Origin of the sequence: Janthinobacterium sp. SUN118 (assembly GCF_030397695.1) — a bacterium.
Lineage (GTDB): Bacteria > Pseudomonadota > Gammaproteobacteria > Burkholderiales > Burkholderiaceae_D > Janthinobacterium.
The window spans coordinates 2,854,951-2,869,612 of the sequence record NZ_JAPUBV010000001.1 but is presented as its reverse complement, the minus strand read 5'-3'; the positions used below and the strand labels follow the sequence as shown (position 1 = coordinate 2,869,612).

12 protein-coding genes are annotated in these 14,662 nt (G+C 64.5%); 9 read left to right on the top strand and 3 right to left on the bottom strand.

The annotated features are described in order from the left end of the window. Nucleotides 1-9 precede the first annotated feature (9 nt). Entirely contained in the window at nt 10-1,359 is a 1,350-nt protein-coding gene (locus tag O0880_RS13015; protein WP_289886820.1) for a toxin-antitoxin system YwqK family antitoxin, read from the top strand. After that, nucleotides 1,341-2,729 carry a toxin-antitoxin system YwqK family antitoxin gene (locus O0880_RS13010; protein WP_289886819.1) on the top strand — a complete coding sequence of 463 codons (1,389 nt, stop codon included), beginning with the start codon at nt 1,341-1,343 and terminating at the stop codon, nt 2,727-2,729. Before O0880_RS13015 ends, O0880_RS13010 begins: the two co-directional genes overlap by 19 nt. Before the next feature lie 35 nt (nt 2,730-2,764). On the opposite strand, the gene nadB is transcribed toward O0880_RS13010, so the two are convergent. Then, nucleotides 2,765-4,378 (bottom strand): L-aspartate oxidase, encoded by a 1,614-nt coding sequence (gene nadB / locus O0880_RS13005; RefSeq protein WP_289886818.1) that lies wholly within the window; start codon nt 4,376-4,378, stop codon nt 2,765-2,767. 229 nt (nt 4,379-4,607) lie between these two features. Here nadB and O0880_RS13000 point away from each other — a divergent pair, with 229 nt between their 5' ends. The 6 genes from O0880_RS13000 (at nt 4,608) to O0880_RS12975 (ending at nt 11,730) form a co-directional block, all read left to right on the top strand. Next, on the top strand, nt 4,608-5,996 hold the full coding sequence (locus O0880_RS13000) for a TIGR03013 family XrtA/PEP-CTERM system glycosyltransferase (protein WP_289886817.1): 1,389 nt from the start codon (nt 4,608-4,610) through the stop codon (nt 5,994-5,996). Beyond that, complete coding sequence (prsK, locus tag O0880_RS12995; protein WP_289886816.1) at nt 5,993-8,044, top strand: XrtA/PEP-CTERM system histidine kinase PrsK; 2,052 nt, start codon at nt 5,993-5,995, stop codon at nt 8,042-8,044. Before O0880_RS13000 ends, prsK begins: the two co-directional genes overlap by 4 nt. A gap of 15 nt (nt 8,045-8,059) precedes the next feature. Then, nucleotides 8,060-9,415, top strand: a complete 1,356-nt coding sequence (gene prsR / locus O0880_RS12990; protein WP_071323733.1) for a PEP-CTERM-box response regulator transcription factor — start codon at nt 8,060-8,062, stop codon at nt 9,413-9,415. Between the two features lie 104 nt (nt 9,416-9,519). Further along, nucleotides 9,520-9,963, top strand: a complete 444-nt coding sequence (locus O0880_RS12985; protein WP_071323732.1) for a hemerythrin domain-containing protein — start codon at nt 9,520-9,522, stop codon at nt 9,961-9,963. 45 nt (nt 9,964-10,008) lie between these two features. Beyond that, nucleotides 10,009-10,956, top strand: a complete 948-nt coding sequence (locus O0880_RS12980) for a hypothetical protein (protein WP_289886815.1) — start codon at nt 10,009-10,011, stop codon at nt 10,954-10,956. Between the two features lie 204 nt (nt 10,957-11,160). Beyond that, entirely contained in the window at nt 11,161-11,730 is a 570-nt protein-coding gene (locus O0880_RS12975; protein ID WP_071323730.1) for a DUF1439 domain-containing protein, read from the top strand. Nucleotides 11,731-11,785: 55 nt separating this feature from the next. Here the strand turns inward: O0880_RS12975 and O0880_RS12970 are convergent, their stop codons facing one another. Continuing rightward, nucleotides 11,786-12,007 carry a hypothetical protein gene (locus O0880_RS12970; RefSeq protein WP_071323729.1) on the bottom strand — a complete coding sequence of 74 codons (222 nt, stop codon included), beginning with the start codon at nt 12,005-12,007 and terminating at the stop codon, nt 11,786-11,788. A 211-nt stretch (nt 12,008-12,218) separates the two neighbouring features. On the opposite strand from O0880_RS12970, the gene O0880_RS12965 reads away from it, so the two are divergent. Then, the gene (locus O0880_RS12965) at nt 12,219-14,261 is read left to right on the top strand and encodes a M13 family metallopeptidase (RefSeq protein WP_289886814.1); all 2,043 of its coding nucleotides are present in this window, start codon (nt 12,219-12,221) and stop codon (nt 14,259-14,261) included. A gap of 54 nt (nt 14,262-14,315) precedes the next feature. On the opposite strand, the gene fdx is transcribed toward O0880_RS12965, so the two are convergent. Further along, nucleotides 14,316-14,648, bottom strand: a complete 333-nt coding sequence (gene fdx / locus O0880_RS12960) for an ISC system 2Fe-2S type ferredoxin (RefSeq protein ID WP_071323727.1) — start codon at nt 14,646-14,648, stop codon at nt 14,316-14,318. Between the last annotated feature and the right edge of the window lie 14 nt (nt 14,649-14,662).

Sequence of the window (14,662 nt, the reverse complement as noted above, 5' to 3'; positions counted from 1 at the left end):
AGGAATACCATGAAAATCAAGACGATATGCGCCGTGCTTGGTGCTTCCTTGCTGTGCCCAGGCATGGCGCAGGCGGACATCGTGCAGCGCCAGGTGGTGACCAGCATGGCTGGCGAGCCCGATAGCGAAGGCGGCGATGTGTACACCATTGCGGGCACGACGGCCTGTGGCGGCAAGCAGATACGCATGGATGCGCGCTCGGTGAACCTGGACGAGGCGCCGTACGCAGCGCTGAAAGCGGAGCTGGCCCGGCGCATCCGCGACAGGACGCCCATGCTCGTGACCGTGAAAAAATGCCCGGAGGATGCGAGCGTGCCCATCGTGCGGGAGATCGCCGCCTGCACGCCAGCCGCCTGCGCCGATGGCCGCGCGCGCCTGTACCTGCACGAGAACTTCTTCCCCGTCGAGCAGGAAAAGGCCGCCAACGTGCTGCTGTTGCCTTTGCCGAAAGGCAAACTGCCGGGGACGTGGAAGGTGGAGATTGTCAGCGTGGCCGGCCACAAGCTGCGCCTGTCGGGCCAGGTCAACCGCGCCGACTATGCGCAGGGCGAGCTGGTGGGCGGCTATGTCACGTATTACCCGAATGGCAAGATCGAGAAGCAGGTGGCGCAGGATGCCAAAGGCCAGCAAGACGGTATCGGCAGCAAGTACTTTCCTGATGGCACCCTGGAGCTGCGCGGCAACTGGCGCCATGGCTTGCCGGAAGGCGAGCACCAGCGCTATCACGCGACGGGCAAGCTGAGCGAGACGAGCCGCTACCGCGATGGCAAGCAGCTCGACGGGCCCGTGCAAACCTTCGATGAAAATGGCAAGCTGAGCAGCAGTTACGCTTTGCGTGACGGCAAGATGGAAGGCGAGATGCTCACATACTTCCCGGATGGGAAAATTTCCAGCCGCGCGGAAATGCGGCAGGGCAAGTTCAGTGGCGTGAGCACGAATTATTATCCCGATGGCGCCGTGCACGCCAGGATGACGCAGGTCAACGATTTACCTGTGGGCGAGGCGCTGGAGTTCTATCCGGACGGCAAGGTGCAAAGCCGCCAGCAGTATGGCGACAAGGGCGGGCTGCTCAGCGTCCAGCGCTACAGCCCCCAGGGCGTGCTGGTGCTGGAACGGCAATGGGATGCGCAGCTGCGCGAGCAGGGCACATCGCGCTCGTGGTACGAGAATGGCAAGCCCGAGCAATCCATCGATTACGTGAATGACCGGCGCGACGGCTGGAGCCGCAGCTGGCGCGCGGATGGCACGTTGCACAGCGAATGCCGGTATGTGGCCGGCAAGGCGCAGGACGGCTGCGGCGAAGCGTCGCCATCCCCGGAAATCGTGCGAAAGGAGCAGGCATGGCGTGCCTTAAATTAAATCACCTTGTTGGCGTCATGCTGCTGTTGCCGGCGCTGGCCCAGGCCGAGATCGTGCAACGGCAAGTGATCACGGCGCTCAAGGCCGCACCCGGCAACATTGGTGGCGACGTGCTGACCGTGGACGACGACACGGGCTGCGGCGGCCGACAGCTGCGCATGGATGCCGCGTCGATCGGACTGAGCGAGGAACAGTATGCTGTCATGAAGGTCGAGCTGGCCAACATGATACGCGACAGAAACCCGCTGCTGGTACGCCTGCGTGCCTGTCCGGCGCCCGACCGGACGGGCGCCACTGCCATCCCCGTCATCCACATGCTGCGCGGCTGCGATGCACACTGTGCCGATGGCAAGGCCCGTCTCTATCTGAACCACAACCTGTCGCGCGGCGAGGCCATGGAACATGCGCGCTATGCGCTGGTCGTGCCGCTGCCGCCAGGCAAGACGCCCGGCACCTGGCAAGTCGAGATTTATCACGTGCGCGAAGGCGAGCCGAAGCGGCTGACGGGCCAGGTCAATGCCCCCGATTACCTGGGCGGCAAGCTGGTGGGAAACTACAGCATGTATTACCCGCATGGCCAGCTGGAAATGCAGGTGGAGCAGGACGGGCGCGGCGTGCAGGAGGGTATCCAGACCCGTTATTATCCGGATGGCAAGATATCCATGCGCAGCACGTGGCGCAATGGCGTGCAGGAGGGGGAGGAACAGGCTTACCACCAGAGCGGCAAGCTGATCGAATCGCGCACCTACCGCAACGGTGCCCGTGCCGATGGCCTGGTGGAAACGTTCGACCAGGATGGCAAACTGCGCACGCGCATGACGCAGCTCAAGGGCCAGACGGATGGCGAACTGCTGCTGTTTTATCCCGATGGCAAGGTGGAAAGCCGCAGGCAGTATGTCAACGGCATCATCACGGGGCCAAGCACAGACTATTTCCCCGATGGCAAGGTGCGCAGCACGGGCAGTTATGTCGATGGCAAGCCGGCGGGCGAGAGCGTCGAGTATTATCCGGACGGCAAGGTGGCCAGCAGGCACACGCACAGCGGTCACTACGTGTTGCGCAGCAAACAACTGTTCAGCCCCCAGGGCGTGTTGCTCGTGCAGAAGCAGTGGAACGCCGGCGGACGCGAGGAGGGCGCATTGCGCTCGTGGCATGCGAATGGCAAGCCGAAGCAGCTGATCGAATATGTCGATGGCGAGCGCCAGGGCTGGACCCGGCACTGGCGCGCAGATGGCAGCGTGGAAAGCGAATGCCGCTATGTGGCCGACGAGCCGCAGGGGGATTGCACGGGCGAGTCCGCCAAGTTTTCCTACACGGAAGATGGGATTGAGGTGGTGATGCCGGAGCAGCCTGAGCAGCCGCAAGAGTGAGGGAATGCGTGCGGTCGGCACGCATTCCCCTGCATTTACCGGTGCGGCGGCGTCAGCACGCTGGCAATCGCCTTGGGTAAGGTTTCCGGATAATCGCGGCTGAAGTGCAGGCCGCGGCTTTCGCGGCGCGACAGGGCGCTGTTGACGATCATCGAAGCCACGTCGACGAGATTGCGCAGCTCCAGCAAATCGTGCGTGATGCGGAAGTTGCGGTAGTACTCGTCGATTTCCTCTTTCAGCAGGGCGATGCGGTGCTGGGCCCGTTCCAGGCGCTTCGTCGTGCGCACGATGCCCACGTAATTCCACATGAAGCGGCGCAGCTCGTCCCAATTGTGGGAAATCACCACTTCCTCGTCCGCGTCCGTGACGCGGCTTTCATCCCAGTCGGGCAGGTAAGGCGTGCCCAGCTTTTCCTTGCTTTCGATATCTTGCGCGCAGGCACGGCCGATGACGATGCATTCCAGCAGGGAATTCGACGCCAGGCGGTTTGCGCCATGCAAGCCCGTGCACGCCGTCTCGCCCACGGCATACAGACCCGGCAGGTCGGCGCGGCCGGACAGGTCCGTGACGACGCCGCCGCACGTGTAGTGGGCTGCCGGCACGATGGGAATCGGCTGCTTGGTGATGTCGATGCCCAGTTCCAGGCAGCGCGCGTAAATGGTCGGGAAGTGTTCGATGAGGAATTCGGCCGGCTTGTGGCTGATGTCCAGGTGTACGTAATCGAGGCCGCGCTTCTTGATCTCGAAGTCGATGGCGCGCGCCACCACGTCGCGCGGCGCCAGTTCGGCCCGCTCGTCGTGGGCCAGCATGAAGCGCTGGCCGGCTGCCGCGCCCGCTTCAGGCGGCAGCTTCAGCAAGCCGCCTTCGCCACGGATGGCTTCGGTGATCAGGAAGGACTTGGCGTACGGGTGGTACAGGCAAGTCGGGTGGAACTGGATGAATTCCATGTTCGACACGCGGCAGCCGGCGCGCCAGGCCATGGCGATGCCGTCGCCGCTGGCCGTGTCGGGATTCGTTGTATATAAATACACCTTGCCGGCGCCGCCCGTGGCCAGCACGGTGTGCTCGGCGGCAAAGGTCAGGACCTTGCCCGTTTGCTCATCCTGCACGTAGAGGCCGTGGCAATGGGGCTGGGCGTTGCGCTGGGTGGGTTTCATGCCCAGCTTGTCGGAGGTGATGAGGTCGATCGCGCAATGGTGTTCGAACAAGGTGATGTTCGGGTGGGCACGCACCTTTTCTTCCAAAGTGATTTGCACGGCGTGGCCGGTGGCGTCGGCCGCGTGGATGATGCGACGCTGGCTGTGTCCGCCTTCGCGGGTCAGGTGGAAGCCCAGTTCGGCCGTGGCGTCGCGCGTGAACGGCACGCCTTGCTCGATCAGCCATTCGATCGCTTCGCGGCCGTGTTCGACGATGTAGCGCGTGGCGCTCTCGTCGCACAGGCCGCCGCCGGCGATCAGGGTGTCTTCGATGTGCTGCTGGTGGCTGTCGCCCGAGTCCAGCACGGCCGCGATGCCCCCTTGCGCCCAGTTGCTGGCGCCATCGAGCAGCGCGCGTTTGGAAATGATCGCGACGGTGCGCGTCTCAGCTAAATGCAGTGCAACCGATAAACCCGCCAGGCCACTGCCGACAATCGCTACATCAAATTTCATGACATTTATCTTTTTTTAGGGGAAGCATACTATATTCCATTTCCCCCCATTCGGTAATGTGTTGAGATAAATTCTGCAAGCGAAAGATAGCCGCAGCCGTAGCTTGTGGCGCATCAATGCTTGCGCGGAACAGTCCGCCATGATGAGAAGACGGGTATCGGACCGCCGCGCGCATGGCCGCATGCATGGCTTGCCGGTCCGGGCCGCTTCTTGCCGCAGGGGGGACCACATGATCCGCATCTTCAGCCATTACGTGTCAAAAACGGCATTCATCCTGCTGTTGCTGGAAATCCTGATCCTGCTGCTGTCGGCCACCCTGACGTCCCTGCTGTGGCTGGCGGATGGCAGCCGCCTGGTGAGGCTGAGCGAGGTGTACCTGTCGTCGTCGATCTTCGCGCTGGTCATCGTCCTGAGCATGAGCACCCTGGGCATGTACCAGCACCGCTCGCGCGACGACATCCGCAACACTTTATTTCGCATCCTGCCCTCGTTCGCGCTGGGTTTTGCCGTGCTCAGCCTGCTGGTGCGCTTCATCCCCGCGCTGCATTTCGGGCGCGGCGGCGTGCTGATCTTCGGCTTGGGCGCCATCGGCGTGCTGCTGGCGCGCCTGGTCGTGTTCAAGTCCTCGCAATCGGCGCTGATGGAAGGCCGGCTGATCCTGGTGGGCGGCGGGGCGCTGGCGCGCGAATGCATGGAGTTGGCGGCCAGCAAGATCGGTTTCCACCAGTTCACGGTGGTGGGATGCATTGATGTGGCCGGTGAGCAATGCTGCGTGCCGGCCTCGGCGCTGCTGCCATCCGGACCGTCGCTGCTGGCCATGGCGCAGCGCCATGACGCGCACGAGATCGTCGTCTCCGTCAGCGACCGGCGCAATGGCGCGTTTCCCGGCAAGCAATTGCTCGAATGCGCGCTGGGCGGCGTGAAAGTGATCGACGCGGCCACGTTTTTCGAGCGCGAAGCGTGCCAGATCCGCATCGATTCCTTGCAGCCCAGCTATCTGATCTATGGCGGCGGCTTCGACCAGAGCTTTTTCCGCGCCGCCTCGAAGCGTTTGTTCGACCTGGCCGCCAGCAGCGTCATCTGCCTGGCCGCGCTGCCCGTGATGCTGGTGACGGCCGCCTGCATCCGCCTGGAGGACGGCGGCCCCGTGTTTTACCAGCAGGAAAGGGTGGGGCGCGACGGCTTGCCCTTCCATGTGCTGAAATTTCGCAGCATGCGCAGCGATGCCGAGCGCGACGGGACGCCCCTCTGGGCGCTGGCCAACGATGCCCGCGTCACGCGCGTGGGCCAGTTCATCCGCAAGCTGCGCATCGACGAGCTGCCGCAGGTGCTCAATGTGTTTCGCGGCGAGATGAGCTTCGTGGGACCGCGTCCCGAGCGCGCCTACTTCGTCGAGCAGCTCAAGGAACAGGTTCCGTACTACAACATTCGCCACAGCATCAAGCCCGGCATCACGGGCCTGGCGCAGGTGCGCTACCAATATGGCGCCTCCGTCGACGATGCCGTGAAAAAGCTGCAATACGACCTGTATTACGTCAAAAACAATAGCCTGTTCCTCGACCTGCTGATCCTGCTCGACACGGTGCAGGTGGTGCTGTTTGGCAAGGGCGGCCGATGATGCGGGAACAGTCGGCGTGGCTGGCGGCGGCCGATGCGGCAGCGCTCAGCCATGGATTGGCGTCGCTGGCCTTCTTCGCGCTGGCCTTGCTGCTCATCAGCAACTGGCGCGCGCGGCAGAACGTGCGCGCCTTGCTCGTCGCCTGCCTAGCCACGGGCGCGTGGGCGACGGGCACGGTGGTGCTGGTGCTGCTGGGACACCGCATTGTGCTGGCCGGCGATGCGCTGGAAATGCTGCGCACCCTGGCCTGGCTGGTGTTCGTGCTGTTGCTGATCGAACCGTCGCGCCCCCGCCTGCGCTTCGTGCTGGCCGGCGTCGTCCTCACGGCGCTGGCGCCCGCGCTGTCCGCGCTGGCCTCGTCGTGGCTGGCGTTGCCTTTGCCGGCGCGCATCATCGCCAGCGTCAGCCGCCTGTTGCTGGCCGTGCTGGGCATGCTGCTGGTGGAACAGTGGTACCGCAATACGCCGCCGCTCAAGCGCTGGGGCATCAAGTTCGCCTGCCTGGGCGTGGGCGGCTTGTTTGCCTACGATTTCTACCTGTACAGCGATGCCTTGCTGTTCCGCACGATTAACGACGATATCTGGGCCGCGCGCGGCATCGTCGACGCCCTGTGCGCGCCGATGCTGGCCGTATCCGCCGCGCGCAATCCGGGCTGGGCCCTGGGCCTGTCCGTCTCGCGCCAGATGCTGTACCGCTCGGCCGCCTTGCTCGGCTCGGCCATCTATCTGCTGGCGATGGCGGCCAGCGCCTATTATTTGCGCTATTTCGGCGGCACCTGGGGTTCCTTGATGCAGATGGCTTACCTGGGCGGCGCAGGCCTGCTGCTGGCCGGCGTGCTGTTTTCGGGCAGCTTGCGCGCCAAGCTCAAGGTCAGCATCAACAAGCATTTTTATAACGCCATCTTCGATTACCGCGAGGAATGGCTGCGCTTTACGCGCGCCCTGTCCGAGGATGGTCCGGCGCTGGGCGAGCGGGCCATCCAGGCCGTGGCGCAGCTGGTGGAAAGCCCGGCCGGCGCGCTGTGGATCTTGCGCGAGCAAGGGCTGTTCGCGCCGGCCGCCAGCTGGAACTGGCCGCCGCCGGCCTGGAGCGAACCGGCGGCGGGCAGCCTGTGCCAGTTCCTCGAGGCGCGCCAGTGGGTGATCGACGTGCCCGACTGCCAGGGCAATCCGCGCCAGTACGCCGGCCTGGCCTTGCCGCCGGCGCTGCTGGCCTTGCCCAATGTGTGGCTGCTGGTGCCGCTGACCCTGCATGGACAGCTGTTCGCCTTCGTGGCGCTGGCGCGGCCCCGCACGGCCATCGGCCTGAACTGGGAAATCCGCGACGTGCTGAAAATTGCCGGCAGCCAGGCCGCCAGTTACCTGGCGCACCGCGAATCGCTCGACTCGCTGATGGTGTCGCGCCAGTTCGAATCGTTCAACCGCATGTCGACCTTCATCGTGCATGACCTGAAAAACCTCGTGTTCCAGCTGTCCTTGCTGTTAAGCAATGCGGAAAAGCACCGCGCCAATCCCGCCTTCCAGGAAGACATGCTGGGCACCCTGGACCATTCCGTGCAGAAAATGAAGACCCTGCTGCAAAAGCTGGCGCGCGGCGAGGCGCCGGAAGCGCCGGCGCCGCTGCGCCTCGACGGCTTGCTGCGCCAGGCCGTGGCGGCCAAGGCCAGCCTGGCGCCCGCGCCGCGGCTGGAGATCGTCGATGGCGAACTGACGGTGCTGGCCAACCGCGCGCGCCTTGAGCGGGTGCTCGGTCATCTGATCCAGAACGCCATCGAGGCCACGGCCAGCGATGGCCAGGTGGCCGTGCGCCTGTTGCGCGAGCGCCAGACGGCCGTGGTCGAGCTCGACGATACGGGGCAGGGCATGAGCGAACAGTTCATCCGCGAGCGCCTGTTCAAGCCGTTCGACACGACGAAGACGGCCGGCATGGGCATCGGCGTGTTCGAAAGCCGCGAATACCTGCGCGAAGTGGGCGGCAGCCTGGAAGTGCGCAGCGCGCCGCAGGTGGGCACGACGTTTCGCGTGATCCTGCCGCTGCATGCCGCGTGAATGGAAAGGACAAGCATGGCCAAGCAGAAATTACTCGTCATCGAAGACGACCCCGGCCTGCAAAAGCAGCTGCACTGGAGTTTCGATGCCTACGAGGTGTTGCTGGCGGGCGAGCGCGAGGCGGCGCTGGCGCTGGTGCGGCGCCACCAGCCGGCCGTCGTGACGATGGACCTGGGCTTGCCGCCCGACCCCGACGGCGCCACGGAAGGGCTGGCCACCTTGCAGCTGATCCTCGCGCTGGCGCCGGACACGAAGGTCATCGTCCTCTCGGGCAACCAGGAACGCGCCCATGCGCTGAAAGCCATCGCCCTGGGCGCCTACGATTTCCACCAGAAACCGTTCGACGCCGACATGCTGGGCCTCGTCATCGCCCGCGCCTTTTATCTGCACGCGATGCAGCAGGAAAACCGCCGCATGCTGCAAACCCAGGCCGACTCGCCATTGGCCGGCATCGTCAGCCGCGATCCCGGCATGCTGAAACTGTGCCGCAGCGTGGAAAAGGTGGCGCCTTCGTCGGCCAGCGTGATGCTGCTGGGCGACTCGGGCAGCGGCAAGGAACTGGTGGCGCGCGGCTTGCACGCGCTGTCCAGCCGCCACGCGCAGCGCTTCGTCGCCATCAATTGCGCGGCCATCCCCGAAAACCTGCTGGAAAGCGAGCTGTTCGGCTATGAGCGGGGCGCGTTTACGGGCGCGGCGCGGCAAACCCTGGGCAAGATCGAACTGGCCCACGGCGGCACCTTCTTTCTCGACGAGATAGGCGACATGCCGATGGCGCTGCAGGCGAAGCTGCTGCGTTTTTTGCAGGAACGCGTCATCGAGCGCGTGGGCGGACGGGGCGAGATCGCCGTCGACGTGCGCATCGTCTGCGCCACGCACCAGGATCTGAAGGTGCTGGCGGAACAGGGACGCTTCCGCGAAGACCTGTTTTACCGGCTCAGCGAAATCGTGCTGCGCATCCCGCCCCTGCGCGAGCGGGCCGGCGACGCGGCCTTGCTGGCCCACCATTTCAAGAATAAATTTTGCGCCAGCGAAGGTCGCAGCAACCTGCATTTCAGCGCCGGCGCGCTGCAGCTGATCGAAGCGTATGGCTGGCCCGGCAATGTGCGCGAGGTGGAGAATTGCATCAAGCGCGCCGTCATCATGAGCGACGGGCCGCAGATCGCGGCCGACGACCTGGGCTTGCCTGCCAGCGCCCAGGCCGCGCCCGTGGACGACGCCATCAACCTGCGCCAGGCCCGCGAAGCGGCCGAATACAAGGTGATGGTGCGCGCGCTGGCCCGCGCCGACGGCAATATCGCCAAGGCGGCCGAACTGCTGGGCGTGAGCCGGCCCACCCTGTATGACTTGATGGGGCACCACGGCATCAGGTAGGCCGCTGTATTGATATGGATTAAATATCAAGATTGTGTATGGCGTCGCACATACGCTGGCGCCGCCTCGGCGCATCCTAGCCTCATCCACAACGAGGAGGCGCCATGAACGCGATCAGTTTATTGATGAAGGACCACAAGGCCGTCAAGGCCCTGTTTGCGCAATATGAAGGCTTGAGCGACCGCTCCTTTGCCACCAAGAAAAAGCTGGCCGACCAGATCTGCCAGGAATTGACCGTGCACACGCAGCTGGAAGAGGAAATCTTCTATCCGGCCGTGCGCCGGCCCATCCACGATGGCGACTTGATGGATGAAGCCGTCGTCGAGCACGCGAGCGCCAAGGAACTGATCGCGCAGATCGAAGCGATGGACCCGGCCGACGACCTGTACGACGCCAAGGTCAAGGTCCTGTCCGAGCAGATCGAACACCACGTCAAGGAAGAAGAGGGCGACATGTTCCCCAAGGTGCGCCATACGGGCGTCGACCTCGATGCGCTGGGCGAGGAAATGGCCGCGCGCAAGCTACAGCTGACGGGCGCCGCCGCCTGACCGCGTCATACAACAACTGACAACAACTGACCAAGGGAGAACTTCATGCAAGCTACGCAACTGTCCGTCTCGGACATCAACCAACCGGGCGTTTCCTGGGGCGCCGTACTGGCGGGCGCGGCCGCGGCGGCCGCCTTGTCCTTCATCCTGCTGATCCTCGGCGTGGGCCTGGGCCTGTCGTCCGTGTCGCCATGGTCGTTCAACGCGACGGCCATCGGCGTGTCGACCATCGCCTGGCTGGCCTTCATGCAACTGGCCGCATCCGGCATCGGCGGCTACATGGCGGGCCGGCTGCGCGTGAAATGGAGTGCTATCCACACGGATGAGGTGCATTTCCGCGACACGGCGCATGGCTTGCTGGCCTGGGCCGTGGCGACCCTGGTCACGGTGGCCGTGCTGGCCGGCGGCACGCGCGCCGTGCTCAGCGGCGCCATCGACGCGGGCAGCGGCGTGGCCGCGGCTGTGGCCCCGGCAGCAGCCGCGGGCGCCGGGGCGGCGGGCGCCAAGGCGGGCGAGGGTGGCGGCGCCAATCCGCTCGATTACTTCTCGGACATGCTGCTGCGCGCCACGCCGGCGCCGGCCGCCGCCAATGGCACGGCGGGCATGCCTGCCGCACCGGTGGCCGAGGCGGGCGTCACCATTGCCGACCAGCGCGTGGAAATCGGCAAGATCTTCGCCACCGGGCTGACCACGGGCAGCCTGGCCGCCGATGACCGCGCCTACCTGGGCCAGCTCGTCGCCAAACGCACGGGCCTGACCCAGGCCGAAGCGGAAGCGCGCGTCGACGCCGTATACGGCCGCGCCGCCAAGGCCGCCGCCGACGCCAAGGCTGCCGCGCAGCAAGCGGCCGACACGGCGCGCAAGGCCGGTGCCCATACGGCCCTGTGGATGTTCGTGGCCCTGTTGCTGGGCGCCTTCGTTGCGAGCCTGGCGGCAACCTTCGGCGGCCGCCAGCGCGACCATGAGCGCGTGCTGCGCCACGTCACCATCTGAACCCTCACATATCTATAAAGGAGTCTGCCATGCGTTCCATCCTGTTGCTGTTGCTCGGTATTCCACTGCCCATCGTCATCCTGATCGCCCTGTTCGTGCATTAAGAAGTTGACGCAAGTAACGGCGCCCGCCGCAAGCCGGGCGCCGTTTGTGTTGAAGCGGCTCCATGTGTAAGATGGCGCGATCCTTCCACCGAGACTCTCCATGAATGCGACCGCCATCCGTCCCTTGCTGAAAACCGCCGCCATCGCCGCCTTTGCCTGCACCGTGCTGGCCTCGTGCTCCACCCTGATCGGCCCGCGCGACGTGAACGTGTCGCTCAGCAAGATGCAGCAAGGGCTGGAGCGCCGCTTTCCCATCGACAAGCGCGTGCTGTCCGTGCTGGATGTCAAGCTGACGCAGCCGCAGCTGTCGCTGCAGCCCGAACGCGACAGAGTGGCCCTCAGCGTGGACGCCAGCGTGATGCCGCCCTTCATCCGCCAGACCTGGCGCGGCAAGCTGGCCATGTCGGGCCGCCTCGTGCTCGACGCCCAGCGCAACGCCGTCTACCTGAGCGAAGCGAGCGTGGATACGGTGAATATCGATGGCATGGATGCGTCGCAGCAGCGCCAGTTCGCCAAGGTGGCCAGCCTGGTAGCCGACCAGCTCATGCATGAAACGCCGATCTACACCTTCAAGCCGGACGAGCTGCGCTATGCAGGCGTGCAATTCGTGCCGACGCAGATCAGGACCACGGGCAACGGGCTGACGGTGACGTTCGAGCCGGTGAAATAGGGCGCGGGAACACGTGCCGGCGGCGCCAGGGCCGGCTCTGCGTCAGGCGCGGGAGTCAGGGAAACAGCCGGGTTGTCGTGTTATTGCGCGGCGTCGCATCCTCGTGGAACAGGTCGGCCAGATATTCGCCCAGCGCATCGGCCTGGATATCATCGGGAATAATGAAATCGGCGGGCCGGCGCTTGCCTTCCGCGCCGAGATAGCATGCGCGCCAGGCGCCCGGACTCCCCCTGACGGCAATCAGCGTGCCAAACACATTGAATCGACATTCCTGCATGAAAATACTCCCAGTTATTGAATGGATTGCCGCCCGCTTGCCTGGCACCGGCTGTGCCGATTATACAAAGCATGGCGTAGCGCCCCGGCACGGCGATTCCTGAGCGGGGGCTGTTGCCTTGGCGATGGGCGGACTATAATCTTGCGTCGCATGCCTGGAGACAGCATGCGACGCAAGATGAAGTCAGACCATAATTATTAAAGGAATCTTCGTGAAACGTTCGCTTATCAGCGCCGCCTGCTGCGCCTTGTTCGCCTTATCTTCGCCCTCGCTGTACGCCCAGCAGGGCGCCGCCGCGCCAGTTTCCGGCATCGACCTGAAAACCCTGGACCCGGCCGTCAGCCCGAAAGATGATTTTTACGGCTACGTCAATGGCGTGTGGACGCGCAATACGGAAATCCCGGCCGACAAATCCGTCTGGGGCACGTATATCGAATTGCGCGAAATCGCGCAAGGCCAGCTGCGCGGCCTGATCGCCGACACCTTGAAGCACCCCGGCAAGCCCGGCAGCGATGCGCACAAGATCGCCGACCTGTACACGAGTTTCATGAACGACAAGGCGCGCAACGCGGCCGGCTTCAAGCCCTTGAAGGCCGAACTGGCCCGCGTCGCGTCGCTCAAGGACAAGCAGGACTTGCCGGCACTGTTTGCCTACCTGCAAGGCAATGGCATCGCCACGCCGTTCTCGGCCTATGTTGCGCCCGATGCGCAGGATCCCGAGCAATACACGATCAATATCAGCCAGTCGGGCCTGGGCTTGCCTGACCGCGACTATTACCTGAAGGACGACGACGCCAAGCTCAAGGCCGTGCGCGAGAAATACCTGAAGCATATCGAAGCCATGCTGGCCATGAGCGGTGACAAGGCCGCCGCTGCCCATGCGGGCCAGATCCTCGACATCGAGACGCGCCTGGCGGCCGTGCAGTGGACGCGCGTGCAGATGCGCGACCCCGTGAAATCGTACAACCGCGTCGGTTTCGACAAATTCGCGGCGCTGGCGCCGGCCTTCGACTGGAACGCCTACTTTGCGGCCGCCGGCCTGGCGAAAAAGGAAAGCTCGGCCGTGGTGCGCCAGCCCAGCTTCATCACAGGTTTTTCCGAGACGGTGGCCGCCGTGCCGCTGGAAGCCTGGAAGAGCTATTTCAACTGGCGCATCATCGAAAGCTATGCCTCCTACCTGGATAGCGCCAGCGTCAAGGAACGCTTCGGCTTCGAAGGCACGGTGCTGCGCGGCGTGCCGCAAAGCGAACCGCAGTGGCAGCTGGCGCTGCGTTTCACGGATGGCGCCATCAGCGACGCCATCGGCAAGCGCTATGTGGAGATGTATCTGCCGCCGGAAACCCGGCCCCGCGTGATGGCCATGTTCGACAATTTCGTCGCCTCGTTCAAGGATGGCATCGAGCAGCTCGACTGGATGGGTCCGGAAACCAAGAAGGAAGCCCAGCTCAAGCTGGCCGCCCTGAAGCCGAAGATCGCCTATCCCGATAAATGGCGCGATTACAGCGCCATGCGGACGCAGCCGAATGACCTGATCGCCAACGTGCGCGCGTCGCGCGCGTGGAGCCGCCAGCAAAACGTCGACAAGCTGGGCAAGCCGGTCGACCGCGACGAATGGTCGATGACGCCGCAAACCGTCAACGCCAGCTACAGCCCGTCGCTCAACGCCATCACGATCCCGGCCGCCATCCTGCAGCCGCCATTCTTCAACGTGAAAGCGGAAGATGCCGTCAATTACGGCTTGCTGGGCATCACGTTTGGCCATGAGATCAGCCATGCCTTCGACGATTCGGGCAGCCAGTACGACGCCAGGGGCCGTTTGCGCAACTGGTGGACGGCAGAGGACCGTGCCGCCTTCAAGGCGCTGGCCGCCGGCCTCGTCAAGCAATATGGCGCCTACAGCCCCGTGCCGGGCTACCACATCAACGGCGAGCTGACCCTGGGCGAGAACATCGGCGACAATTCCGGCCTGTCGATCACCTACAAGGCCTACCAGCGTTCGCTCGGCGGCAAGCCGTCGCCCGTGCTCGATGGCTTGACGGGCGAACAGCGCCTGTACATCGGCTTTGCGCAGAAGTGGCGCGCCAAGCTGCGCCCGGAGGCGGCGATCGCCCAGATCAAGAGCGACCCCCATTCGCCGGGCGAATTCCGCGCCAAGGGCACGGTGAAGAACCAGCCCGGCTTCTACGAGGCGTTCGACATCAAGCCGGGCGACCCGATGTATCTGCCGCCCGAGCAGCGCGTGATCATGTGGTAAGGAAATAGGGCGGCCAGGCATGCCCTGGCTGCCTGGCAACAGCCACGCCGGGGATTATTCCTTGGCGTGGTTCAGCGTGTATCTCGGCAGCTCCACCGTCAGGTCTTCCTGGTTCAGGCGCGCCTGGCAGGACAGGCGCGAGTGGGGCTGCAAGCCCCAGGCCTGGTCGAGCATGTCTTCCTCGTTGTCGCCCAGTGCATTGAGCGAGTCGAAACCCTGCACCACGACCACGTGGCAGGTGGAACAGGCGCCGACCTGTCCGCAGGCATGTTCCATGTCAATTTTGTTCAATAGCAATGCATCGCAAATGCTCATTTTCTCGGGCGCGTCGAAGACGGCGCCGTCGGGAGCCAGCTCGGGATGGGGCAGGACGGTGATTCTGGGCATACGGGATTCTCCTT

Bases quoted from the DNA above. Each gene is read 5' to 3' on its own strand.
- prsR (WP_071323733.1), top strand. From the start codon at position 8,060: ATGGCCAAGCAGAAATTACTCGTCATCGAAGACGACCCCGGCCTGCAA.
- O0880_RS12975 (WP_071323730.1), top strand. From the start codon at position 11,161: ATGAATGCGACCGCCATCCGTCCCTTGCTGAAAACCGCCGCCATCGCC.
- prsK (WP_289886816.1), top strand. From the start codon at position 5,993: ATGATGCGGGAACAGTCGGCGTGGCTGGCGGCGGCCGATGCGGCAGCG.
- O0880_RS13000 (WP_289886817.1), top strand. From the start codon at position 4,608: ATGATCCGCATCTTCAGCCATTACGTGTCAAAAACGGCATTCATCCTG.
- O0880_RS13010 (WP_289886819.1), top strand. From the start codon at position 1,341: ATGGCGTGCCTTAAATTAAATCACCTTGTTGGCGTCATGCTGCTGTTG.
- nadB (WP_289886818.1), bottom strand. From the start codon at position 4,378: ATGAAATTTGATGTAGCGATTGTCGGCAGTGGCCTGGCGGGTTTATCG.
- O0880_RS12980 (WP_289886815.1), top strand. From the start codon at position 10,009: ATGCAAGCTACGCAACTGTCCGTCTCGGACATCAACCAACCGGGCGTT.
- fdx (WP_071323727.1), bottom strand. From the start codon at position 14,648: ATGCCCAGAATCACCGTCCTGCCCCATCCCGAGCTGGCTCCCGACGGC.
- O0880_RS12985 (WP_071323732.1), top strand. From the start codon at position 9,520: ATGAACGCGATCAGTTTATTGATGAAGGACCACAAGGCCGTCAAGGCC.
- O0880_RS13015 (WP_289886820.1), top strand. From the start codon at position 10: ATGAAAATCAAGACGATATGCGCCGTGCTTGGTGCTTCCTTGCTGTGC.
- O0880_RS12970 (WP_071323729.1), bottom strand. From the start codon at position 12,007: ATGCAGGAATGTCGATTCAATGTGTTTGGCACGCTGATTGCCGTCAGG.